We start from the raw sequence: 23,348 nt of genomic DNA on the forward strand, positions 1-23,348 counted from the left end.
TTCAATAAATGAGTATTTAAAGATTAAAAAGCTAGTAATGGTCTTAAATATCTTAGGGTAAAGATTATAGCCAAGATATACATTACAGGGCTAACTTCTTTTCCACGACCTGTTGCTACTTTTAATATTACATAAGAAATCATTCCAACTGAAATACCTTCTGCAATTGAATAGGCAAAGGGCATAGTAACCATTGTCAAAAAGGCTGGCACTGATTCTGTGTAGTCGTCTAATTTTATTTGATTAATTGGACTAATCATAAATAGTCCAACCATAACTAGGGCAGCTGATGTTGCTTGAGCTGGCACAATAGAAAATATTGGGAATAAAAATAATGACAAGAGGAAGAAAAAGGCACAAGAAAGTGATGTAAGTCCTGTTCTACCTCCGTCAGCTACACCAGATGCTGATTCAACAAAAGTTGTAACTGTAGATGTTCCTAATAGTGCTCCCACAACTGTACCAATGGCATCAGATAAAAGGGCACGACCAACTCCTGGAAGATTTCCATCTTCATCAATTAAACCTGCCTTTGTGGCAACGCCAGTTAAAGTTCCCACAGTGTCAAATAAGTCTACGAATAAAAATGTAAACATTACTGAAAACATGTCAAAGGTAAATAAATCTCCCCAGTGAAGTTTAAAGGCAACGGGAGCAAGTGATGGTGGAAGTGAAAATAACATTCCTCCTGGAAGATGTGTAACTCCTAAAATAAGTGCAAGGACAGTTCCCGTTACTATTCCGTATAAAAGAGCTCCCTTTACATTTTTTGCTGTAAGAAAAGCCATTACCATAAGTGAAACTATAAAGACTACTGAAGGTCTTGATGCAATTTCTCCAAGGGCAATTAAAGTTGCATCGTTATTTACAATCATGCCTGATGATGTAAGTCCAACTAGAGTTATAAATAAGCCTATACCAACAGATACTGCATTTTTAAGAGACATGGGTATTGAAGTAAATATTGCCTCACGAATGTTGAAAAAGCTCATAACTATAAAGATGATACCTTCTAAAAATACTGCAGTAAGTGCATAGGACCAATCGTGACCCATAGATAGGACTACTGTGTATGTGAAAAATGCATTAAGTCCCATACCTGCAGAAAGTGCAAAGGGCAAGTTTGCAAAAAGTCCCATAAAGAGCATGGCAATAATAGATGCAACAATAGTGGCAGTGAAAACTCCACCCTTGTCCATTCCAGTTTCAGATAACATATTTGGATTTACAACTAAGATATAAGACATGGTCATAAAAGTTGTAAGTCCTGCCAAAAATTCTGTCTTGGCATTAGTCTTTCTCTCACTTAGAGAAAAAGTCTTTTCTAAAAAACTCGAATTTGTTTCCATTTTTCTTTTTCCTCCTCATATAAAATACATTTTTTATTCTATCACATTGAAAGACAAATGACACAAGGATGGTAAAGTTTTTATTTTATAAATTTACAAATTAAAAAGGACTCTTGATATCAAAAGTCCTTTGAGTCTATAATTTTTTAAAAATCTTTTTTCTCCACTATTATTCTAGAGACTGTATAAATTATTATAATGAAAATAATTAAAGATAAGGATAAGACAAGCTTACTACTTCTATTAATTATTCCTATAAAAAATCCTGCTGGATTCTTTCCAAACTTATCTAATATAGGAAGTAGAGCTGGCGAAGATGTAAAAATTGTTCCAATGCCACTTGTATGTCCAAAGTAAAGGTAAATTGGAATACTTATAAGATAATATGCCATTACAAAAAGCATAATAAAAAATCCAAGGTTAAATTCAATTCCATTTATTTCAACATCTTGCATGATGTAATAAATTAATATTGAATCTATTATAAAAATCATAAGGATCTTTAGAAATTTTACATTTATTAGGTCAGCTCTTGTTGAACCAAGAGTCAAAAGGTAGGGTTTGCTCTTATCTATAATCATTCCTTCGCTAGATATTATATATAGGACATAGTGAATTAGCAGGCTTATAATAAATAATAGGGTAAAAGCTCTATCTGAATAGAAAGAAAATTCCACTGACTTTAGTCCTATAGTCTTTAGGGAAAATATCATTGCAATAAATATGAAATAGGCGATGATATATTTTTTTCTAATTTTAAAATCATTTTTTAAAAGAATTTTCATAATATCCCCCTCTCCCTCAAATATTTTGTTGAGTATTTATAGTCTAACTTAAAGGACAAGATGCAAATTATTATTGAACCTATAATAAAGGCAGGTCTGTAGTTTAATAAATTTTCATAATAGGCTGCGTAGGTCATGGCAAAAAATATTCCTAAGCCTACAATCAAAATACTGTAAAGAAATACAACTATTCCCTTTTTATATTTTGTAAAAACAATGTGACTAAGGCTAAGTGCCATAAAGTCAAGGGCAATAAATATACTTAGATAAAGATTTATCATAAAATTTTTATCTTCCTCATTACTAAGAATTAATACCATTAACAAAACAAGGGAAGTAATTGCAAAGATAATTAGGTTTTTTATTATCTTGGCTAGAGAATAGTCCTCAATAGATATTGGCATAGTCATGAACTTTTGAAAATCTTTGAAGTTATCTCCAAAAACACCTTGTGTCCTAATGATAAATATCATTGTAAGAGTCCATTGGCTAAAAAACTTGCTGAAAACTTGTCCTGTTATCAAAAAACCTATAAAAAGTATGGCAGTAATAAATATAACAATTGGTAGGGCAAGTTTCTTTACAATTTTAAAGTCATTATATAAAACTGCTTTCATTGTTCACCTCTTGATAAAAATATCATTATGTCCTCCACACTGGCCTTATCAACAACTTCATTTGGATAAAATTCTTTAAAAACTTGGACATTTTTTATCAAGGCTTCTGTTGAGTATTTATTTTTTCTTGTCTTTAAGATAAAGTCTCCATAATTTTTTAAATTTTCTTCAGACGTTTTTAGGATTCCATATTTTTCTATTAGGGAGTCCTTTTCATCGTATAAGATTACTCTTCCCTGGTGGATATAAATTATATAGTCGGCGATTTTTTCTATGTCAGACAAGATGTGTGATGAAAATAAAATTGTCCTGTCTCCATCTCTCATGTAGTCAAATAAAAACTCAATGATTTCGTCGCGAATAACTGGATCAAGTCCAGAAGTTGGCTCGTCAAAAATTAATAATTCTGGCTGGTGACAAATTGCAGAAATTATTTTTAATTTCATCAAGTTTCCTGTGGAAAGTTCGCTTAACTTCTTGTCCCTTGGCATCTTAAATTTATCTGCACAGTCATAAAATACTTCTTCATCAAAATTTTTGTAGGCAACTTTTAAAATGTCTACAACATCTTTTATCTTAAAGGTATCATTGAAGAAGGAGTCAGGTATTACTGCCCCAATTTTTTCAAAAGATTCTTTATGAATTTTTTCTCCAAAAACTTTTATGTCGCCTTGGTATTTGTATAAATCTAAAATACATTTTAAAAGAGTTGTTTTTCCTGCACCGTTTTCGCCAATTAGACCTATAACTGCTCCCTCTGGTATTTCTAAACTGTCTATATCAAGTTCAAAATCCTTAAATTCTTTTTTCAAATTTTTTATTTCTACTACTTTCATACTTCACCCACTTCGTCTAATGTCTTTAAAATTTCTTGCAATTCATCTATGCCAATGCCAGAAGCCTTGGCAACTCTCATTGCGTCAGTAAAATATTTTTCTATCTCTGCAAGAGCATTTTCTCTTACAACTTCTTCATTTAATTTTTTTACAAAGGAACCCTTGCCTGGCATGGAATAAATGTAGCCCTCTTGCTCCAAGTCATTGTAGGCACGCTTTGTCGTTATGACAGAAACCTTTAGGTCGCTGGCAAGAGTCCTCATACCAGGAAGAGCTTCGTCAGCTTTTAAATCTCCTGCAACAATTTGAGCCTTAATTTGATTTTTTATTTGCTCGTAAATTGGAAGGCCGCTATCATTTGAAATAATAATTTTCATATCACACCACCTTTAAGTGTATATACTTTATATTTACACTATAATCCCAGTAAATATTTTTGTCAAGATTTTTATAAAACTAATTTATGAAAGATAAACTTTTTTCTTTATTCACTTAATTATGGAAATAATAAAAAACGATTTCGTTTGCCTATATTAAGTTTTATGTTGACATACTTGAAGTTTTATGATATTTTTATGGTGTGAAGTATGTAGCTACTATCACAATTATATTTACAATCGTTTTCAATGCATTAGGAGGAAACTTATAAAAAAACAAATTAAACTAATAGCTTCAACTTTAGTGTTTGCAACATTATTAACAACAAACACTTTTGCAATATCTTACAATTCAAAAAATGAAAGTTTTCTTGATAATAAAGTAGGCTCATTTTATTTTAAAGATGGTGCTAAAGCTATGAATAATCCTTTTTTCTATGAAACCGAACAAGACCCTTGGTCTTATCAAGGAAAAAAACGTGTTATGCAAAAAGAAGCTAGTGATGAAGATTTTATTTATGGACTTGTATCAGATTTATTTGCTGTTCCTTATATTGTGCCAAAAATTGTAATGGATATTATCGGAAAATCACATCATGTTGGAGAAACTGGCACAATAGAATCTTGGAAGTCTGAGAAAAGACGATATAAAACTTCTCAAATAACTGGAAAAAAACAATTAGATTCTAAATGGGTGTTATACAGAGTCCGTTTTACAAATAGTGATGGTGAAGTACTAAGTGATACAACTAATTCTTATAAGGTATATTAAATATGAAAAAAATAAATTTATTGTTTGAAAAATTTATTTTAAAACACTATAAAAAAATTAATGTAAATGACGATATTTATTTTTACTTATTGTATATCTGCAAGATTACTGTACTATTTTTTATATTAGGAATCCTTTTCTTTATCTTTTACAAATTGTCAAGTTTTGAAAGAATATTTAGTATCTCTCTGTATGATCTTGCTAAAGAATCAATGTCGGGTAGTTTAATTGGTCTTATTATTTCTCTAAGTATTTATTTTTTCAAAAAATAATAATTCCTATAAAATTATATATAATAAAAAAGTGTCCTTAGACTTTTTACAGTTTAAGGACACTTCTTTTTTATCTTTTAATTTTTATTTATTTTTTCTTGAATCTTACTTTCTTTTGAATTTCTCCAGCTACAAGTGGAATAAGAGCTGATCCAATAACTACTGCGATTTCTCTTGGTCCTAAGTCCATAAGTCCAAAGGCATAGTTTAGCACTGGCACATAAATTACAAGAAGCATCAAAAGGAAGGAAAAGGCTGTTGCAAGCACTAATTTTTTATTTGTGAAGACACCAATTTCAAAAACAGTCTTATCAATTGATCTTGATGTGTATGATCTTAAAAGTTCACAAATAATTAGTGTTGAAAACGCCATTGTCCTTGCGTGTTGAAGCCCCTCAGCTTGTCCATACCATTTTAGTCCTACAAAGTAAGCAAGTAGGGTTGCAACTGTGATTGCAATAGATTGGATGGCAACTGTAATTTTTATTTCTGTATCAAGGATTGGCTCGTCAGGGTCACGTGGTGGTTCATCCATTATGTCAGCTTCTCCTCTTTCAACTCCAAGTGCAAGAGCTGGGAAGGAATCTGTTACAAGATTAAGCCAAAGTAATTGAATTGGAATTAGTGGCACTGGCAAGTTCATTAAAATTGAAATTAAAACTATTAGAACTTCTCCCAAGTTACATGAAAGAAGATATGCCACGAATTTTTTTATGTTGGAATAAATTATTCTTCCTTCTTCAACAGCATTTACAATTGTTGCAAAGTTGTCGTCTGTCAAAATTACTTCAGCAGTGTTTTTTGCAACATCTGTGCCTGTAATTCCCATGGCAATACCAATGTCTGCCTTTTTAATTGCAGGTGCGTCATTTACACCGTCGCCAGTCATAGCTGTTATGTGACCATTTTGTTTTAGGGCTGTAACAATTTGAACTTTATTTTCTGGTGAAACTCTAGTGTAGACAGATTTTTCCTTTACGATTTCTCTAAGTTCTGCCTCAGACATTTCGTTAAGTTCTCTACCCATTATTGCTTCATCGTCATGCTCAGCAATTCCAAGATCCTTTGCTATGGCAAGTCCTGTCTCAAGATAGTCGCCAGTAATCATAATAGGTCTAATGCCAGCTGACTTACATTCTTTTATGGCTGCCTTGGCTTCTGGTCTTGATGGGTCAATCATTCCAGTAAGTCCAACAAAGACCATGTCCTTTTCTATAGCATCTGATGTGATTTCACTTGGCATATCGCTGTGTTTTCTATAGGCATAGCCCAAGCATCTTAGGGCCGATCTTGCAAATTCACTGTTCTTTTCTAAAATTTCTTTTCTTATATTTTCGTCAAGTTCAACTTCTTTTCCATCAATTAAAACTTTTTCGCATCTGTCAAGGACAACATCAGGTGCTCCCTTGGTAAAAGATGCAATTGCATCAAAAATTTTGTCGTGGAAAGTTGTCATCATCTTTCTGTCAGAGTCAAAGGGGATTTCTTCCAATCTGTCAAAATTTTTATAAAGATTATCCAGTCCATTTCCAGCTTTTTCTGCAAAAGTAAGAAGGGCTCCTTCAGTTGGGTCTCCAGTGATAGAAGCTTCGCCATCCTTTAGCTTTAATTTTGCATCATTAGTTAAAGCAGCAATTGATGATAGGATTTTTAAGTTTTCATCTTCATCAATTGTGACAATTTCATCTTTTTTAGTGACATCGCCTTCTGGAGAGTAACCAGTTCCAGATACATGATAAACTTGTCCGTCAGTAAAGACTTTTACAACTGTCATTTCATTTTGTGTAAGTGTACCAGTTTTGTCGGAACAAATTACTGTTGTTGTACCTAGAGTTTCCACTGCCAAAAGTTTTTTTACTATGGCATTTTTTTCTGCCATCTTGCCCATGCCAATTGAAAGTACAATTGTTACAATGGCAGGAAGTCCTTCAGGAACAGCTGCAACTGCAAGGGAAATTGCAGTCATAAACATATCTAGTGGGTCATGCTTGTAAATTAAGCCAACTCCCATTACCACTGCACAGATAACTATTACTAAAATTCCAAGAGTTTTGGACAGTTTTGCAAGTTTTCTTTGAAGTGGAGTTTGCTCATCAGAAACTGTTGCAATAGAAGTTGCGATTTTACCAATTTCTGTCTTGTGACCAGTTTCTATAACTACTCCCATGCCTCTTCCATAAGTTACAATAGTTGAAGAATAAGCTAAGTTTTCTCTATCGCCAATTTCCATTTTGCCATCATAAACTGCATCAAAGTGCTTTTCAACTGCCACAGATTCACCAGTAAGTGAAGACTCGTCGATTTTTAAATTTGATGATTCAATTAGTCTTAAATCTGCTGGGACAATATCTCCAGTTTCGAGAACAATAATATCTCCTGGCACTAATTTATTTGAGTCAACTTCTTCGTGATCTCCATCTCTTATTACCTTTGCCTTTGGCGAAGACATTTTTTGCAAAGCTGCAATGGCTTCTTCTGCTTTTCCCTCCTGATAAATTGAAAGAAAGGCATTTACAATTACAATGGCAATGATAATTCCTGCATCAAGAGCTTCTCCTACAAAAATAGAAACAAGAGCTGCTGCAATTAAAATAATTATCATTGGGTCAAAAAATTGTTCCTTTAATTTTTCTCCAAAGGATTTTTTCTTTTCCTCTGCTAGAGCATTTTCCCCATACTCTTCTAGCCTTTTTTTGGCTTCATCTTCACTTAGTCCCCTCTCCTTTGTGGTGGAAAGATTCTTTAGGACCTCATCAGGCGACTGATTATACCAATTCTTTTCCATACTTCCTCCTTATAATAAATGCAAAATAAAAAAAGAGACCGATTGTTACATCGGTCTCACAAACTTAATAATAAGCTTTCCAGCCGGGCTATGCCGTAATGACGACTGAAAATTTAAATGTTACTCCCCTAAGCCAATAAATTATATCAAATTATTTTGCCTAAAACAATCTATGTTTATTTTACCCAAATAAAATTAATTCAAGTCTTTTTTAGAAAATTTTATTTATTTTTTGGCACAATTTTTTCCATGCCGCCCATGTACATTTGTAGTGGCTTTGGAATTTTTACGCTGCCATCTTCTTGTAGAAGGTTTTCTAAGAAGGCAATTAACATTCTTGGTGGTGCAACTACTGTGTTATTTAATGTATGAGCTAAATATGTGCCGTCCTTGCCACGAAGTTTAATATTAAGTCTTCTAGCTTGTGCATCGCCAAGGTTTGAACAAGATCCAACTTCAAAATATTTATTTTGTCTTGGAGAAAAGGCTTCAACATCAAGAGATTTTACCTTTAAGTCTGCCAAGTCGCCAGAACAACATTCAAGAGTTCTTACAGGAATTTCTAGTGAACGGAAAAAGTCCACTGTGTTTTGCCACAATTTTACAAACCAATCCTTTGAATCTTCTGGTTTACAAATTACAACCATTTCTTGTTTTTCAAATTGGTGAATTCTATAAACTCCTCTTTCTTCGATGCCGTGAGCTCCAACTTCTTTTCTAAAACATGGAGAATAAGATGTAAGTGCAAGAGGCATTTCTTCTTCAGGAGTTATTGTGTTGATGTATTTACCAATCATTGAGTGTTCAGATGTACCAATTAGATAAAGGTCTTCTCCTTCAATTTTATACATCATATTTTCCATTTCAGCAAAACTCATTACACCAGTAACAACATCTGATCTAATCATAAATGGTGGAATGTGATATTCAAAACCACGGTCAATCATAAAATCTCTTGCATAAGATAAAATTGCAGAGTGAAGTCTTGCAATATCTCCCTTTAAATAATAAAAGCCTGCACCAGAAGTATTTCTTGCAGAATCTAAATCAATTCCGTTAAAAGTTTCCATGATGTCAACATGATAAGGAACTTCGAAATCTGGAATTACTGGTTCGCCAAATCTTTCAATTTCAACATTTTCGCTGTCGTCTTTTCCTATTGGCACTGATTCGTCAATCATTTGTGGAATAACTTGCATTCTCTTTTTAAGTTCTTCAGCAAGATCTTTTTCAGCTGCTTCTAGTTCTGTAATTTCTTCATTTATATCAGAAACTCTTTTTTTAGCTTCTTCGGCTTTGTCCTTTTCGCCCTTTTGCATAAAGCCACCAATTTCTTTTGAAGTTTGATTTTTTTCTGCACGAAGGTTATCTCCCTTAGTCTTTTTTTCCCTAAGTTCTTCGTCAATTTTTATAACTTCGTCAACTAGTGGAAGTTTATCGTCTTGGAATTTCTTTTTAATATTTTCCTTTACTGCTTCTGGGTTTTCTCTTACAAATTTAATGTCTAACATAAATCCTCCCTTAAATTAAAAAAAGCCCCTCAATCCCTAAAGGGACGAGAGACCCGCGTTGCCACCCTAATTAACCAAATGGTTCACTTAAAAATTCATAGACTATGAGGTGGATTCATTTTATGAGTTTACAGATTTACACCAACCACCTGCTCTCTAAAAAACTTTCTAAAATTACTATTCTCAATTATTGTCTTTTTTAGTTTTTTTTATTATACCATAAGGAAAAATAAGTTCAAGCTTTTTGTACTTTAAAGTAATTTTATTATTATGAATTGATGAAATTTTCTAAAATATGTATAATTTAGATGAGGACATATACCCATTCGGGCACAGGCTAGGTGGTTGCTCTTTACTTTTATAGTAAAGGGGGTGATTGCAATGTCAGATTTTGAAATTTTAAGCATCATGCTAAAATTTATTGGTTTGATTATTGCTGTATTAGCCCTGTTTCTTAATAGCATAAAATAAAATACCACCTGTATTGCACTACAAGTGGTATTAAATAAATATCAACTTAGAGCAACCGTCTTAAACGGTGTCCTCTTTATCTATATTATAACATAATATTCCTATTTTTAAAGGCTACTAAGCCTTTTTTTATTTTTTAAGATACTTTATGAGGGCAAGGATTGCCAAAATTATAAGTACAAAAACACCTATGTAAATTCCCAAGCCAAGAATTAAAGCAATAAGTGAATTAGAAGTACAAGCCATAATAATTCCTCCTTCAAACTTTATTACATTATAACAAGAACATCTTCCTTTTGCAAAATTTATTTACGCACATAATTTTTTCTTTTTGTTATAATACATTTGAGGTGATGAAATGAAAGAGTTTTTACTTTCACAAGGCGTTTCAGAAGATCTACTTAAGGGAGTAGATGAATTTATAGAAAAACATGACTTAAAGGAAGATTATGAATATAGGATTCCAAAAATAAAATATAAATATTATGGCAAAAAAACTTGGGAGAAGGCAATTGCAGCAATTTTATCTGGCGACAACATCCTTCTATCTGGACCAAAAGCGACAGGCAAAAATGTCTTGGCAGAAAATCTTGCTTATCTTTTTAAGAGACCACTTTGGACAGTTTCTCTTAACATTGCATCAGACCCATCAAGCTTAATTGGGTCTGACACCTTTAAAAACAACGAAGTAACCCTAAAAAAAGGTCCAGTTTATGAAGCAGCAGAACAAGGCGGCTTTGCAGTTTTTGACGAAATTAATATGGCAAAAAACGAAGCCCTATCTGTTGTCCACTCAACACTTGATTACAGAAGAGTATTAGATATTTCTGGCTATGACAGATTAAATCTTCATGACGCAACAAGATTTATTGCCACAATGAACTACGGCTACATTGGCACTCGTGACTTAAACGAAGCTCTTGTCTCAAGATTTTTGGTAATTGACATGCCAACAATTGCAGAAAGTGACTTGGCAAAATTGTTTAAAGAAAACACAAATTTAAAGGACAGCGCCATAAAAATTTTCACAAAATTATTTTTAGACTTGCAAGAAAAATCTCTAAATTCAGAAATTTCTTCTAAGGCAATTGACCTTCGTGGACTTCTTTCCAGCATCGAACTTATGAATAGAGGCCTTGGCATAAGAGATTCCCTTGAACTTGGTATAGTTGATAAGACTTTTGACTCCTATGAGAGAGAAATTGTCACAGATGTAATTGACACTCTCTTTTTAAAGGACATAAAGAGAGCTGATTTATTTGAAGGATGAAAATAGACTAAAAAATATTTTTTGGACTCTTTCAGATTTTTACGATTTTGATATTTTTAATTTTTCCCTAAAACCAGCTGATGCCTACGAGGCTTCCATACTTGGCTACGCTTCAAGGCACTTTGATTTTTATACAATAGATGATTTTTTTAAGAGATATGTAAATAATTTAAACAACAAAAAAGACCTCTGGGAAATTTCAAAACTCATTATGGAAAATATTTTTTCTCAGGAAATGATTTTGGAAAGACCTGGCACCCTTGATTTTAAAAAATCCCATGACGAGGAAATCTTAAAAAATCTAAATAGACGAAAAATTATTTTAACGACGGAACTTAAAATTGGCTACATCAGAAAAGAAAGAGGAAAGTATCCAAAAATTCAAAGAGTTTTGGAAGAGATGTTATATGAAATTTATAATTTTAAGGATAAGGACACCTTTATGTATTTGGATTTCTTAAAATATCTCTTCAAAAAATATTTTCACATTAATAAAAATCTTCCCAAGGACCTTGATGAAAATTATGAGGAATTTAAAAAGGAAAAAAAGTCAAATTCCTCTTCCAAGAAAAGTACCCCCTACAAGAGAAAAAATTTTGTAGACAATACCTTCCTCGAGAGGTACAACATTGAATCTGCGGAATTTACTTTTTTCAACGACGAATATAGGGACATCAATGTAAAAGAAGATTCTTTTAAAAATAATTTTGGCGACCAAAATATTTATGAGGCCCTAGAAAAACACTATGGCGTAGAAAAAGTAAAGAGATATGTTTCTGATAAAATTGCTGGAGAAATTTCCACAGGCATCCACAAAGACATTAAATTATATTTTCCAAGCGGCGAATTTGAAAATAAAAATTCCTATTTTGCTGAAGAAGAAAAAAATAATTATGAGGATAATTTAAAATTTTATGAAGACAATAAAATTCAAAATCAGCGTGCCATTCGTGAACTTGCTGGCATCATAAAAAATTCCCTCTTAAAGGAATCTGAAGATGAAATTGTAAAATCAAATTCAGGAAAAATTATCCCATCAGAAATTTGGAAATCAAAGGAATTAAATGAGGACAGAGTTTTTAGAAAAATAAATAGAAAGGACTCCAGCGAAATTTTTGTAGATATCCTTCTTGACTCTTCTGCATCCCAAAATGAGAGAAAAGAAATTGTAGCAACAGAATCCTACATCATAGCAGAGGCTCTAACAAGCCTAAATATAAAAACTAGGATTTTTTCTTACAACAATTTTTATAATTATCTAGTCCTAAAAAAATACAGGGACTACAAGGACCCATCTTCAAAAAACAAGGACATCTTCAAATATTCCCCAAGTGGGTCCAATAGAGATGGTCTTGCCATAAAATTTATGCGCCACTTGATTTCAAAAAATTATGATGCAAGAAGATTTTTAATAGTTTTAACTGATGGACTTCCCTTTGACGAAATTGACATTGGTATAGTTGGTGCATCAAAAATTCCAGGAGAAAATTACAAGGACGATGAGGCTGTAATGGACACATCAAAGGAAGTGCTCCTGACGAGACTTAAAGGCATCAACAGTTTTGGAGTTTTCACTGGAGAAGAATCAGAAAGCTTAAATATAAAAAGAATTTATGACAGCGACTATGCCTATATAACAGATATTTCAAGATTTCACAAAGTCGTTGGTATATTTTTAAAAACTTATGCAAATAAAATAGAGTAGGTTATTTTTTAACCTACTCATTTTTTAATGCTTTTTCTATATTAAATCCTGCTTTTACTAAAACTACTGAATAAATTATTCTTATAATCAAATCTCCACTCTTTTCAAGTAAAATTGATGCCCCAGCAAAAATAAGAACATTTAAAAGTATTATAAAAAATTTTTTCATTTAAATTCTAAAAATACTATTTATTCATAAAATGCTTACAAGCTTTTTCCATTCTATTTAAGCCTTCAACAATGTCTTCATAAGAAGATGCATAGGATAATCTAATAAAGCCTTCCCCTGCACTTCCAAAAACTGTGCCCGGTACTACTGCAACACATTCTTCATCAAGAAGATATTGGCAAAATTCTTCTGAAGAAACTCCAACGCCCTTAATATTTATAAAAGCGTAAAAAGCTCCATCAGGAGAGTTTAAGCTAAGTCCATCAATAGAATTAACTTTTTCTAAAATATAATCACGTCTTCTCTTATATTCTTCGACCATTTTCTTTACATCATCTTCTGCTTCTTTAAGTGCAGTAATACCTGCGTGTTGAACAAAGGAAGTTGCACAAGATGTGTTATGTTGGTGAATTGTATTTAAAACTTTTATAAATTCTTCTGGAGCTGCAATGTAAGCAAGACGAAAACCAGTCATAGAAAAAGTTTTTGAGAAGCCATTTATTGTAATAGTTCTCTCTTTCATTCCATCAAATGATGCTATAGAATAATGATCTTTATTTCCATAAATAATTTTCTCATAAATTTCATCAGCAATTACAAGTATATCTTTTTTCTTTGCAAATTCAGCAAGTTTTTCTGTAGTTTCCTTTGTAAGCATTGATCCTATTGGGTTTGATGGCGTAATAATTACAATAGCTTTAGTTTTTTCAGTTACAAGTTTTTCTAACTCATCAAAATCAATTTGAAAATCATTTTCTTGGGCTAAGCTGTATCTTACAGGAACTGCATTCATAATATGAGCCGCATTTACATAATTTGGCCAACATGGATTTGGAAGTAAAATTTCGTCGCCTTCTTCTAAAATTAAGGAATAAGTATCATAAATTGCTTCACTTGCTCCTGCTGTTATTAAAATTTCTTTTGCAGAATAATCTAAATTATTTTCTTTTCTTAATTTCTCAGCAACAGCTTCTCTTAATTCCATTATTCCAAAATTTGAAGTGTAAAAAACATCACCCTTTTCAATGCTTTTTATAGTGGCATCTTTAATTACCTTTGGAGTATCAAAATCAGGTCTACCAACTTCGAAGTGATAAATTCTCTTACCTTCTCTTTCCATTTGAAGAGTTTTTTCATTAATTTTTCTTATACCTGACGGTGCTACTTTACTAAATTTACTACAAATAAAATTCCTCATAGCTTCCTCCCTTATGAATTTATTATATTTTCAATTGTACTTCCATCTACATTGCCAGCAGTGATAATTAGAACTAATTTATCTCTATTATCATATTTAATTTTTCCTTCTAAAATTGCTCCAAGACCAATAGCAGCAGATGGCTCAACAATTAATTTCTCTTTATTATACAACAAATCTAAAGCTTTTTTAATAAATTTATCTTGGCAAGTTACAAGATCGTCAACTAAATCTCTTATTACTTCAAAAGCATTGGCACTTGGAGTAATTGACATCAAGCCATCAGCAATTGTTTCGCCTTTTTTTATATTAGTAGGTCTTCCCTCTTTTAAAGATTTTGTATATCTTTGAAAATTTTCTGGTTCAACTCCAATAACTTTAGACCATCGAGTTACACCCTTAGTGTAGAGGGCAATGCCAGAAATAAGCCCGCCACCGCCAACAGGAACAATTAATTTTAGATGATCCATTTTATTTAAAATTTCTACAGCAAGAGTACCTTGACCTTCAGAAACATCTAAATCATCTGATGGATGAATAAAAATCATGCCTTCCTTATCAGCAATTTCTCTTGCCAGATCAAATCTTTTTTCTACAGTTGAAACAATAACTTCAGCGCCAAGATCTCTTATCATCTGTCTCTTTAAGTCAGTAGAAGTTTCTGACACTACGACTTTTGCAGGTATGCCAAGCATTTTGGCACAAGTCGCCACAGCCTTTCCATGATTTCCAGAAGAAGCAGTAACAAGACCTCTTTTTAATTCCTCATCAGAAAGTTTTCTAATTTTATTTATTACGCCTCTGATTTTAAAAGAATTAGTCCTTTGCATATTTTCTAACTTGGTATAGACTGATGTGCCTAAAAGTTCAGAAATATAATCTAGTCTAATAAGAGGAGTGTCATAAACATAATCCCTAATTCTCTCTCTCGCCTTTATTGTATCCTTATACCCATTTCTATAATCCATTACTTCTCCTTTAAAAAATTACAAAATAAAAACTATTTATTAAGATTATAATATGCTAAAGTGGATTTGTAAAATATATTTACTTTAAAGTAAAAAACTCTAGACCTCAGCCTAGAGTTTTATTCATTGTATTTAATTTTAAATCTTATTTGCTCTTTAATCTTTCAATTTCCTTATTTAAAGAATCGATCTTATTTGACATCTTTACAATTTGATTATTTAAATCTTTTACATCTTCCTTACTTGAAGGTTCCACAAAATTCATATAATCCATATTTAATTTAAATAGTTCTTCTCTTAAGGACTTAGTTTCCTCTTCAGCCTTCTTATAAACTTCCTTAAATTTGTCTAGGTCAAATAATTTCTTGTATTGTTCCTTAGTTTTTTCTTGGAAGAAATCATAAACTTCTTGAGGATCCTTTTTCTTAGCAAGTTCTTCCAAATCATTTCTATATTTTTCAAAAGTAAATTCAGAAATTTTTGCAATTTCAGCATATATTTCCTTGTAGTAATTAATATAAACTTCAAAATACCTCATAGATTTTTCAATAAAAGTTCTTTGAAATCCTAAAACCTTGGAAGTGCTGGCAAAATATTCATTACCACCAAATAATTTCTCATATTCTTCTAAGTTACTTAGCATTTGTTGTGAAAATTTTTCCATGTTTTTGAAATAATCCATCTTTCCGAAGAAATTATCAGTCATAAAAGGCATATTTCCAAAATTAGGAATCATAAAATTAAAATTTCCAAAAAACTTTTGATTGAAATCTAAAATTTCTTTTGCCCTATCCCTAACTTGTTCTGGCATAAAAATATTCATATAATTTTCTTGATATTTCTTGTAAGAGTTAAAAAGATTTTTTGCAGCTAAACTATAATCTTCCACAAACTTACCATTGGCACTTAGCATTGGAAAATAATTTTTAAAATTATTCATAAAATCGCTATAAACTTTATTTGGCTCTCTTAAATTGTCAGCAAAAAATTTTTGAAAGTTCATAAAATTTTCAAAGTAAGGATTAACTTCAAAAAGTCCCTTCATTTTTTCACTATAATCAGCTTGGAAAGGATTAAACTTGTTCATAGTATCCATATAATTTTTTGGCATTTCATAAATATTTTCTACCATCTTTTCATTTATTCTTGCCATTTCTCTAAAATAATCTTCCAAACTTAATTTTTCTTTATCATCATTTTCATTTCCCTGATTAAAAGATTTTAACAAATTCATTTGGGCATCGTATATATCCTTGTAAAGATTGAACATAGGGCTACCTCCTTTATTTTATTAATACTTACCACGAAAAAGAACTTTCTAAACCCTAGAAAGTTCTAATATTTAATATTTAATTTTTTCTTAATTATTAATAATATTATATGGATAACTAATTTTAAACAAAATCTTTTTAAAATCAAAAAATATTTTTTAGCTTATATAGATTTTTAATTTTTAACTTCTTGTAAAATATATTCTAAAGCCTTATCTTTAGCTTCCTTTTCATCACATACAATATCTGGAGTAATTTTTTTATAATCAACTTTTTCTTCACCATTGGGCGTTAGCATTTTAGAATCTGTCAAAATCATTATTAAACCATCATTAATCCTCACAAGCTTATCAGAACTTATAAGCCCCATAGTTTCTGTGCCAATTATTTTAGCATTTGCATTATCTTTTAAAGCTAAAGTTAAATATTCAGCTGAAGCCAAAGTTTTTTCATTAACAATTACACATATTGGCTTTTTAACTTTAGTTTCATTTTTATATTTATCTATTTTTTGAATTTTTCCATCTTTTTCAGCACACAAAACACCTTTATCTAGAAAATCTTTTCCAACGATATTGTCATCTTTATCTAAGAATTTCATTAAATCTCCATCATTTAAAAGTGATGATACACTTAATAATAAGGTCATTCTTGTTTCTGTACTGCCATTATCAGTTAAATCAATTACATATCCCAATACATCTTTATTATCTCTAATAGCCTTTAGACCTTCTTCTATAAATTTATCATATTCTAAAATTGACTTATTGTAGTCAATTCCATTTTCTGTTACTGCCTTAGAATCAAAACAAATTGAAGGAAGTTTTAAAAATAATACATTGTCAATAACTTCGCTAGTTGGAATAGGTTTTTCTTCCTTTTGGTATTTTTCATAATTTCTATGATATATTGGAAATATAGCCGCATTTTTTCCCCCTATTATATTCAAAGCCTCATTTAAAATTTTTACTCTTTCACCAGCATGTTTTGAATTATCAATTTTATTAACAATATCATCTTTATTGTCTTTCCATTCTTGTGAATCTCTATATAAACCCTCTTTATCCATCTCATTTATAGCAGCTATAGCTTCTTCCTTTGAAAGTTCATATGGTGTTAATCTGAATTTTAAATAGTCACTGTTGCTTCTATAAATATAAAAACCAGCTAAAAATAATATAACTACTAGCATTATAATTTTTGTACTTTTTTTCATTTTTCTCAACCTCACTTCTAAAAATCAATATTAAAAATATTAGGGATATTATTGATCAAAACTAATTAATTATAAAATAATCACAACTATATCAATTCATCATCCTCTCTGTTTTAAATCGTTTTCCTTTAATGCAAATGATACTCTTTTTTCTTTTTTTGTCAAGAAAAAAGACCCATGTTTTTATAACTTTTGGGTCTTTTTTCTACACTTACACAAGCATTTACACTAATTTTTTGATGTAATCATTTATATTTTTATTTTTTTCTTCTAAATATTTTTCAAGGTCAGAGATAATTTCTGCTCCTGCCTTGGGATTCATGAAATTATAAGTTCCAATTTCAACAGCAGTAGCTCCTGCCATTAAAAATTCAAGGACATCTTTATAAGATGTGATGCCGCCCATGCCTATTATTGGAATGTCAACTGCTCTTGCCACTTGATGAAGTATCCTTAGTGCAATTGGTTTTACTGCTGGTCCTGATAGGCCTGCGTAGGTATTATTAAAGACAATTTCTTCTCTATTAAGATCAATTGCCATGCCAAGAATTGTATTTATCAGTGAAAGGCCTGTTGCACCTTCTGCTTCAACTGCCTTTGCTATGCCCACAATGTCTCCTGCATTGGGAGATAGTTTTACAAAAACTTTTTTATTTGTAACTTTCATGACCTGGCGGACAACTTTAGCAGCAGAGTCCTTGTCCATGCCAAAAGCCATGCCACCTTCTTTTACATTAGGGCAAGAAATATTTAATTCAATGGCTGCAAATTCATAATCATTTAAAATTTTTGTAGATTCGACATATTCTTCAATTGTGTTGCCACCAAGATTTACAAAAATTTCTGTTCCAAGTTCTTGCATTGAAGAAATTTTTTCTTTTACAAATTCTTCAACACCTGGATTTTCAAGTCCAATAGAATTTAATATTCCTGATGGTGTCTCCCAAATTCTTATGCCTTCATTTCCCTTTTTTGGGTGTCTAGTTATTCCCTTGGAAGATATTCCTCCTAGAATTTTTGGATCGTAGAAATTTTTAAATTCTTCTCCGTAGCCATAAGTTCCGCTGGCCATAATTATTGGATTTTTTAATTTTATTCCCGCTAAATCTATTTCACTTCTAGAAGTCAATTAAATCACTCCCCTTAAATATTGGTCCTTCCTTGCAAGATCTCTTTCTGCCATTTTTTGTCTCACAAGAACATGATAGGCAAGCTCCAAGACCACAACCCATTCTCTTTTCTAGAGATACATAAGTTTTTGTCTTATGAGATTTTGCAAGTTCTACAACTTTTTTCATCATAATTTCTGGTCCACAGGCATAAATTAATTCATGTTTTCCAAAATCAATTACGTCTGTTATAAATCCACCCTTTTTTATTTTTATGTCGCAAGACACATCTTTAAAGGCATTTTCAAGTTCAAGTTCTTCTCTTTCTCCAATGTATAGGGTAATTTTTGACTCAGGCTTTAATTTTTGAATTTCCTTAATTAAATAGTGGAAGGGTGCCACACCAACTCCACCACCAACTAGGGCAACTTCATCAACATTTGCATAAAATGTATTTCCAAAGGGACCATATAATTTTATGTCGTCGCCTGCTTCTAATTTTTCAAGTATTTCTGTTCCCACTCCTCTTTTTTCTACTAAGAAGTCAGCCCCCTCTGTTACATCATAAACTGAAATTGGTCTTGAAAGTGTGGGATAAGATTCCCAAGCTCTTAGCATAAAAAATTGTCCAGGATAAATTTTTCCCTTAAAATCCGTTCTCAGTATAAAATAATCTTTACATACATGAATATTTTCTAAAATCTTTGCCATTTTATTCTCCATAAGTTGTAAGAGTGTCGCAATATTCACACTTGTATTCTTTTTTTTCTCTGTCATAGAGGTAAAATTTGTGACCTGCAATTTCTCTTTCACTATTTGTTATACATCTTGGGTTTTTGCACTTTAAAACTCCTTCTACCACTTCAGGAAGTTCCATACGAATTTTTTTAACCCTCTCGCCATCTTCTATAAAATTAACTGTAGTGTGTGGTGCAATAAGTCCCAAAACTGTAAAGTCTATGTTGTAATCCGTTTCTATTTTTATAATATCTTTTTTGCCCAAGGAAGTTGAAAAAATATTTTGCATAAGAACAACTGCATCAGTAACTTTTTCTAGCTCCAAGGCCCTATAAAGTACATGAGCACGACCTGCTTCTATGTGATCTAGTACAATTCCCTTTTTTATTTTTGAAACATTTATCATTTGTTAGCCTCCAAAAGTTTCATAATAAGTGCCATTCTGCCATACATTCCAAATTTTGTCTGTTCAAAATAAACTGCACGATGATCCTTATCTACTTCAGTTGCAATTTCATTTACTCTAGGAAGAGGATGAAGAATATACATGTCATCTTTTGCATATTTTAATTTTTCTTCTGTAAGTATATAGTAGTCCTTTAATCTTTCATATTCGTCAGATGATACAAATCTCTCTTTTTGTACCCTTGACATATAAAGTATGTCTAAATCACCTATGGCACTCATGAGGTCAGTGGTTTCAGTGTAATTTTCTTTGTCAATAAAGTTTTTAAAGGGCTCTGGCATTTTTAATTCATCTGGAGAAATAAATACAAATTTTACATTTTCATAGCGGTTTAAGGCTCTCACAAGGGAGTGAATAGTTCTTCCAAATTTTAAATCTCCGCAAAGTCCAATAGTTAAATTGTCAAAGGATTTTTTGTAGTGCCTTATTGTAATTAAATCGGCAAGAGTTTGCGTTGGATGAAAGTGTCCACCATCGCCTGCATTTATTATTGGCATTTTAGTAACTGTCTTTGATGCAAGAAGTGCTGCACCTTCTTTGGGATGACGCATGGCACAAATATCTGCATAGTTTTCTATTACTCTAATTGTATCTAAAAGAGTTTCGCCCTTTGTTGAAGAGCTAACTCCTGCATCAGAGAAACCAATTACTCGTCCTCCAAGTCTTAACATAGCTGTTTCAAAGGATAATCTCGTTCTCGTTGATGGCTCAAAAAAAAGACTAGCCAATAACTTATTGTCGCAAACATGAGAATAATCATTTGGATTTGCGATAATGTCATCAACTAGTCTAAAAATTTCTTCGTATTCTTCTTTTGTAAAATCTAAGGGCTCTATTAAATGTTTCATCTTGACCTCCATCTAATATTTTATCTTTTTTATATTACTTCAAAAATTTTAATTTGTAAAGTGAATTGATAAATGTGTTATACTTGTAATAATAAATTTAAAGGAGATAATATGATTTACTTAATACTTGGACATTCAGGCTCTGGCAAAAGCACCCTTAGAGATGAGCTTGCTAAAAAAGGTTTAAATAAAATAATAACTTACACAACAAGACCTCCTCGCCCCAAGGAAGTTGACGGTCTTGATTATAACTTTATAAATATTAAAGATTTTAAGAAAATGGAAGAAAAAAATTTATTTATTGGCTCAACTTGTTATGCAGGAAATTATTATTCAACTTTAAAAAAAGATTTGGAAAAAAATAATAATGGCAATTCTGACTGCGTCATTATAGTTGATAAAGAAGGCGTCCTTGCCATAAAAAAAGAATTTAAAAATTCCCTATGTATTTATTTAAAATGCTCTAAGGAAATTTTAAAAAAGAGAATGATAAAAAGAGCTGAAGATGAAAGCGTCATAGAAAAAAGACTTTCTGTTTTAGAAAATTTAGACTCTTACGCAGATTATATAATAGATAGCGACAGAGAAATGGACTTTGTTTTAAGTGACGTCCTAAAAATTATTAAAAGTCACAAGACAGGAAAATGATTTTTCTTTTCTTGACATTTTATAATCTAGTGTTATCATAAACTTATAAGTTAATATTACTCTTCAGGGCGAGGTGCAATTCCTCACCGGCGGTAAAGTCCGCGAGCGCAAGCTGAATTGGTGAAATTCCAATACCGACAGTAAAGTCTGGATGAAAGAAGATAAATTTTAAATTTTTGAGCCCTGCCTGGGCTCTTTTTTTATAGGTGATTTAATGTATATAGAAAATTTTAACGACAGCTTTTACATGGAGCGTGCTATTGAACTTGCAAAAAAGGGCATTGGTCATACAAAAACCAATCCCCTTGTTGGCTGCGTAATTGTAAAAGATGAAGAAATAATTGGCGAAGGCGCCCATTTAAAATTTGGAGAAAATCACGCAGAGGTAAATGCAATTGAAGATGCAAAAAGTCGTGGCGAAGACCTAAATGGTGCAACTCTTTATGTAAACCTAGAGCCATGTTCTCACTTTGGCAAAACTCCACCTTGCGCCAATCGAATTGTAGAGGAAGGAATAAAAAGAGTTGTTATTGGAACAAGTGACCCCTTCCCTAAAGTTTCTGGTGGCGGCATAAAAATTTTGGAAGATGCTGGGATTTCTATAACAGAAGGTGTCTGCCAAGAAGAATGTTTAAATTTAAACGAAAGCTTTTTTACTTATGTAAAAAATAATAGACCCTTTGTTGTGCTAAAGGCTGGCATGTCCCTTGATGGAAAAATTGCAACAGAAAGTGGAGAGTCCAAGTGGATAACATCAGAATTTTCTAGGGCTTACTCTCATGAGCTTCGAGGAAGGCTTGACGCAATTATGGTTGGTATTGGAACAGTTCTTGCTGATAACCCAACATTAAATGTTCGTCATGGCAAATATAGGGTCAATCCCATAAGAATTGTAACAGATTCAAGACTTAGGATTCCTCTTGATGCAAAACTTCTTTCAGAGGATTTAGAAAGTCTTGCAATTATCGCAACTACAAAAAATTGCGACAGGAAAAAACTTGAAAATCTAAAAGAAATGAAAAATGTTGAAGTTTTAATTTGCCATGAAAAAAATAATAAAGTTGATTTATTAGATTTAATGGAAAAATTAAAAGACTACAATATATCTTCCATCCTACTTGAAGGAGGGAGAACTCTTAATGCAGAAATGCTAAAAAATAATTTAGTAGATAAATTTTATGTTTTCATGGCTCCAATTTTACTTGGCTCAAAGGGCATACCTGCCATTGGCAATTTAGAAATTGATGCACTAAAGGATGCCATAAAAATAAAAGATATGAAGTGCGAAAAATTATTTGATGACATACTTGTTACTGGAAGGTGTGATTGAAATTTTTACGGGAATAATAGAAGAAGTTGGAAGACTGGCTGACATAAAAAAAGAAAAGGACCTCTACACTCTTAAAGTAATTTGCAAAAAAGTTTTGGAAGGGACAAAAAAGGGCGACTCCATTGCAACAAATGGCGTCTGTTTAACTGTTACAGAGCTGGGCGATGACTATTACAAAGCTGAAGTCATGGTTGAAACAATAAATTCAACTAACTTTAAAAATTTAAGCAGAGGTCAAGCCTTAAACTTAGAGCGTGCTCTTAGTCCTACAAAGAGACTTGACGGGCACATAGTTCAAGGCCATGTTGATGGAGTTGGCGAAATCATAAATATTTTAAAAAGAGGTCACGAAATTGTCTACAGAATAAAATTTGACTCAGATAATTTTAAATATATTGCCGAGAAGGGCTCTATCGCCCTTGATGGCATCAGCCTTACTGTATCAAAAGTTGCTGAAAATTATTTTGAAGTCTCAATTATTCCAACGACAATAGCTGATACAAATCTAGCAAGTAAAAAGGTTGGAGAAAAAATAAATATTGAGACAGATATTATTGGTCGCTATGTCTACAATTTTGTAAATGCAAAAAAAGATAGCAAGATAACAAAAAACTTTTTATTAGAAAATGGATTTTAA

22 protein-coding genes, 1 riboswitch and 1 other annotated feature are annotated in these 23,348 nt (G+C 31.8%); of the genes, 6 read left to right on the top strand and 16 right to left on the bottom strand.

Annotated features, from left to right (window positions below):
* Positions 1–23: 23 nt before the first annotated feature.
* The 5 genes from JOD41_RS03085 to JOD41_RS03105 form a co-directional block, all read right to left on the bottom strand.
* Positions 24–1,349, bottom strand: coding sequence for an NCS2 family permease (locus JOD41_RS03085; protein ID WP_205051521.1), 1,326 nt, complete (start codon positions 1,347–1,349; stop codon positions 24–26).
* Between the two features lie 146 nt (positions 1,350–1,495).
* Positions 1,496–2,134 (bottom strand): ABC-2 transporter permease, encoded by a 639-nt coding sequence (locus tag JOD41_RS03090; protein ID WP_205051522.1) that lies wholly within the window; start codon positions 2,132–2,134, stop codon positions 1,496–1,498.
* The gene (locus tag JOD41_RS03095) at positions 2,131–2,751 is read right to left on the bottom strand and encodes an ABC-2 transporter permease (RefSeq protein ID WP_205051523.1); all 621 of its coding nucleotides are present in this window, start codon (positions 2,749–2,751) and stop codon (positions 2,131–2,133) included. The genes JOD41_RS03090 and JOD41_RS03095 overlap by 4 nt, the downstream gene beginning before the upstream one ends.
* Positions 2,748–3,587, bottom strand: coding sequence for an ABC transporter ATP-binding protein (locus JOD41_RS03100; protein WP_070610218.1), 840 nt, complete (start codon positions 3,585–3,587; stop codon positions 2,748–2,750). Before JOD41_RS03100 ends, JOD41_RS03095 begins: the two co-directional genes overlap by 4 nt.
* The gene (locus JOD41_RS03105) at positions 3,584–3,964 is read right to left on the bottom strand and encodes a GntR family transcriptional regulator (RefSeq protein WP_205051524.1); all 381 of its coding nucleotides are present in this window, start codon (positions 3,962–3,964) and stop codon (positions 3,584–3,586) included. Before JOD41_RS03105 ends, JOD41_RS03100 begins: the two co-directional genes overlap by 4 nt.
* Before the next feature lie 187 nt (positions 3,965–4,151).
* On the opposite strand from JOD41_RS03105, the gene JOD41_RS03110 reads away from it, so the two are divergent.
* Complete coding sequence (locus tag JOD41_RS03110; protein ID WP_205051525.1) at positions 4,152–4,736, top strand: hypothetical protein; 585 nt, start codon at positions 4,152–4,154, stop codon at positions 4,734–4,736.
* 360 nt (positions 4,737–5,096) lie between these two features.
* On the opposite strand, the gene JOD41_RS03115 is transcribed toward JOD41_RS03110, so the two are convergent.
* Together JOD41_RS03115 and serS are read right to left on the bottom strand one after the other, a co-directional pair.
* The gene (locus JOD41_RS03115; protein ID WP_205051526.1) at positions 5,097–7,793 is read right to left on the bottom strand and encodes a cation-translocating P-type ATPase; all 2,697 of its coding nucleotides are present in this window, start codon (positions 7,791–7,793) and stop codon (positions 5,097–5,099) included.
* A 221-nt stretch (positions 7,794–8,014) separates the two neighbouring features.
* Positions 8,015–9,304 carry a serine--tRNA ligase gene (serS, locus tag JOD41_RS03120; protein ID WP_205051527.1) on the bottom strand — a complete coding sequence of 430 codons (1,290 nt, stop codon included), beginning with the start codon at positions 9,302–9,304 and terminating at the stop codon, positions 8,015–8,017.
* A gap of 37 nt (positions 9,305–9,341) precedes the next feature.
* Positions 9,342–9,504: a binding site (T-box leader), on the bottom strand.
* 629 nt (positions 9,505–10,133) lie between these two features.
* Between serS and JOD41_RS03125 the strand changes: the two genes are divergently transcribed.
* Positions 10,134–11,045 (top strand): AAA family ATPase, encoded by a 912-nt coding sequence (locus JOD41_RS03125; protein WP_205051528.1) that lies wholly within the window; start codon positions 10,134–10,136, stop codon positions 11,043–11,045.
* On the top strand, positions 11,035–12,750 hold the full coding sequence (locus tag JOD41_RS03130; protein WP_205051529.1) for a vWA domain-containing protein: 1,716 nt from the start codon (positions 11,035–11,037) through the stop codon (positions 12,748–12,750). Before JOD41_RS03125 ends, JOD41_RS03130 begins: the two co-directional genes overlap by 11 nt.
* 13 nt (positions 12,751–12,763) lie before the next feature.
* On the opposite strand, the gene JOD41_RS03135 is transcribed toward JOD41_RS03130, so the two are convergent.
* The 9 genes from JOD41_RS03135 to pyrB form a co-directional block, all read right to left on the bottom strand.
* Entirely contained in the window at positions 12,764–12,919 is a 156-nt protein-coding gene (locus JOD41_RS03135; RefSeq protein WP_205051530.1) for a hypothetical protein, read from the bottom strand.
* Positions 12,920–12,935: 16 nt separating this feature from the next.
* The gene (locus tag JOD41_RS03140; protein ID WP_205051532.1) at positions 12,936–14,117 is read right to left on the bottom strand and encodes a pyridoxal phosphate-dependent aminotransferase; all 1,182 of its coding nucleotides are present in this window, start codon (positions 14,115–14,117) and stop codon (positions 12,936–12,938) included.
* Positions 14,118–14,128: 11 nt separating this feature from the next.
* Entirely contained in the window at positions 14,129–15,085 is a 957-nt protein-coding gene (locus JOD41_RS03145; RefSeq protein ID WP_205051533.1) for a threonine ammonia-lyase, read from the bottom strand.
* 145 nt (positions 15,086–15,230) lie between these two features.
* On the bottom strand, positions 15,231–16,355 hold the full coding sequence (locus JOD41_RS03150; RefSeq protein ID WP_070610228.1) for a hypothetical protein: 1,125 nt from the start codon (positions 16,353–16,355) through the stop codon (positions 15,231–15,233).
* A 176-nt stretch (positions 16,356–16,531) separates the two neighbouring features.
* Complete coding sequence (locus JOD41_RS03155; protein WP_205051534.1) at positions 16,532–17,572, bottom strand: S41 family peptidase; 1,041 nt, start codon at positions 17,570–17,572, stop codon at positions 16,532–16,534.
* A gap of 223 nt (positions 17,573–17,795) precedes the next feature.
* Positions 17,796–18,701, bottom strand: a complete 906-nt coding sequence (locus JOD41_RS03160) for a dihydroorotate dehydrogenase (protein ID WP_205051535.1) — start codon at positions 18,699–18,701, stop codon at positions 17,796–17,798.
* Positions 18,691–19,392: a dihydroorotate dehydrogenase electron transfer subunit gene (locus JOD41_RS03165; protein ID WP_205051536.1), complete on the bottom strand. Its 702-nt coding sequence runs from the start codon at positions 19,390–19,392 to the stop codon at positions 18,691–18,693. The genes JOD41_RS03160 and JOD41_RS03165 overlap by 11 nt, the downstream gene beginning before the upstream one ends.
* Position 19,393: 1 nt before the next feature.
* Positions 19,394–19,825: an aspartate carbamoyltransferase regulatory subunit gene (locus JOD41_RS03170; RefSeq protein WP_205051537.1), complete on the bottom strand. Its 432-nt coding sequence runs from the start codon at positions 19,823–19,825 to the stop codon at positions 19,394–19,396.
* The gene (gene pyrB / locus JOD41_RS03175; protein WP_205051538.1) at positions 19,822–20,733 is read right to left on the bottom strand and encodes an aspartate carbamoyltransferase; all 912 of its coding nucleotides are present in this window, start codon (positions 20,731–20,733) and stop codon (positions 19,822–19,824) included. The genes JOD41_RS03170 and pyrB overlap by 4 nt, the downstream gene beginning before the upstream one ends.
* A 111-nt stretch (positions 20,734–20,844) precedes the next feature.
* Here pyrB and JOD41_RS03180 point away from each other — a divergent pair, with 111 nt between their 5' ends.
* From JOD41_RS03180 to JOD41_RS03190, 3 genes are all read left to right on the top strand, one after another.
* A complete protein-coding gene (locus JOD41_RS03180; RefSeq protein WP_205051539.1) occupies positions 20,845–21,381 on the top strand; it encodes a guanylate kinase in 537 nt (178 codons plus the stop codon).
* A 55-nt stretch (positions 21,382–21,436) separates the two neighbouring features.
* Positions 21,437–21,548: riboswitch (FMN riboswitch) on the top strand.
* A gap of 47 nt (positions 21,549–21,595) precedes the next feature.
* The gene (gene ribD, locus JOD41_RS03185) at positions 21,596–22,711 is read left to right on the top strand and encodes a bifunctional diaminohydroxyphosphoribosylaminopyrimidine deaminase/5-amino-6-(5-phosphoribosylamino)uracil reductase RibD (RefSeq protein ID WP_205051540.1); all 1,116 of its coding nucleotides are present in this window, start codon (positions 21,596–21,598) and stop codon (positions 22,709–22,711) included.
* Positions 22,704–23,348, top strand: coding sequence for a riboflavin synthase (locus JOD41_RS03190; RefSeq protein WP_205051541.1), 645 nt, complete (start codon positions 22,704–22,706; stop codon positions 23,346–23,348). Before ribD ends, JOD41_RS03190 begins: the two co-directional genes overlap by 8 nt.

The organism is Peptoniphilus gorbachii (genome assembly GCF_016908115.1).
GTDB classification, from domain to species: domain Bacteria; phylum Bacillota; class Clostridia; order Tissierellales; family Peptoniphilaceae; genus Peptoniphilus_A; species Peptoniphilus_A gorbachii.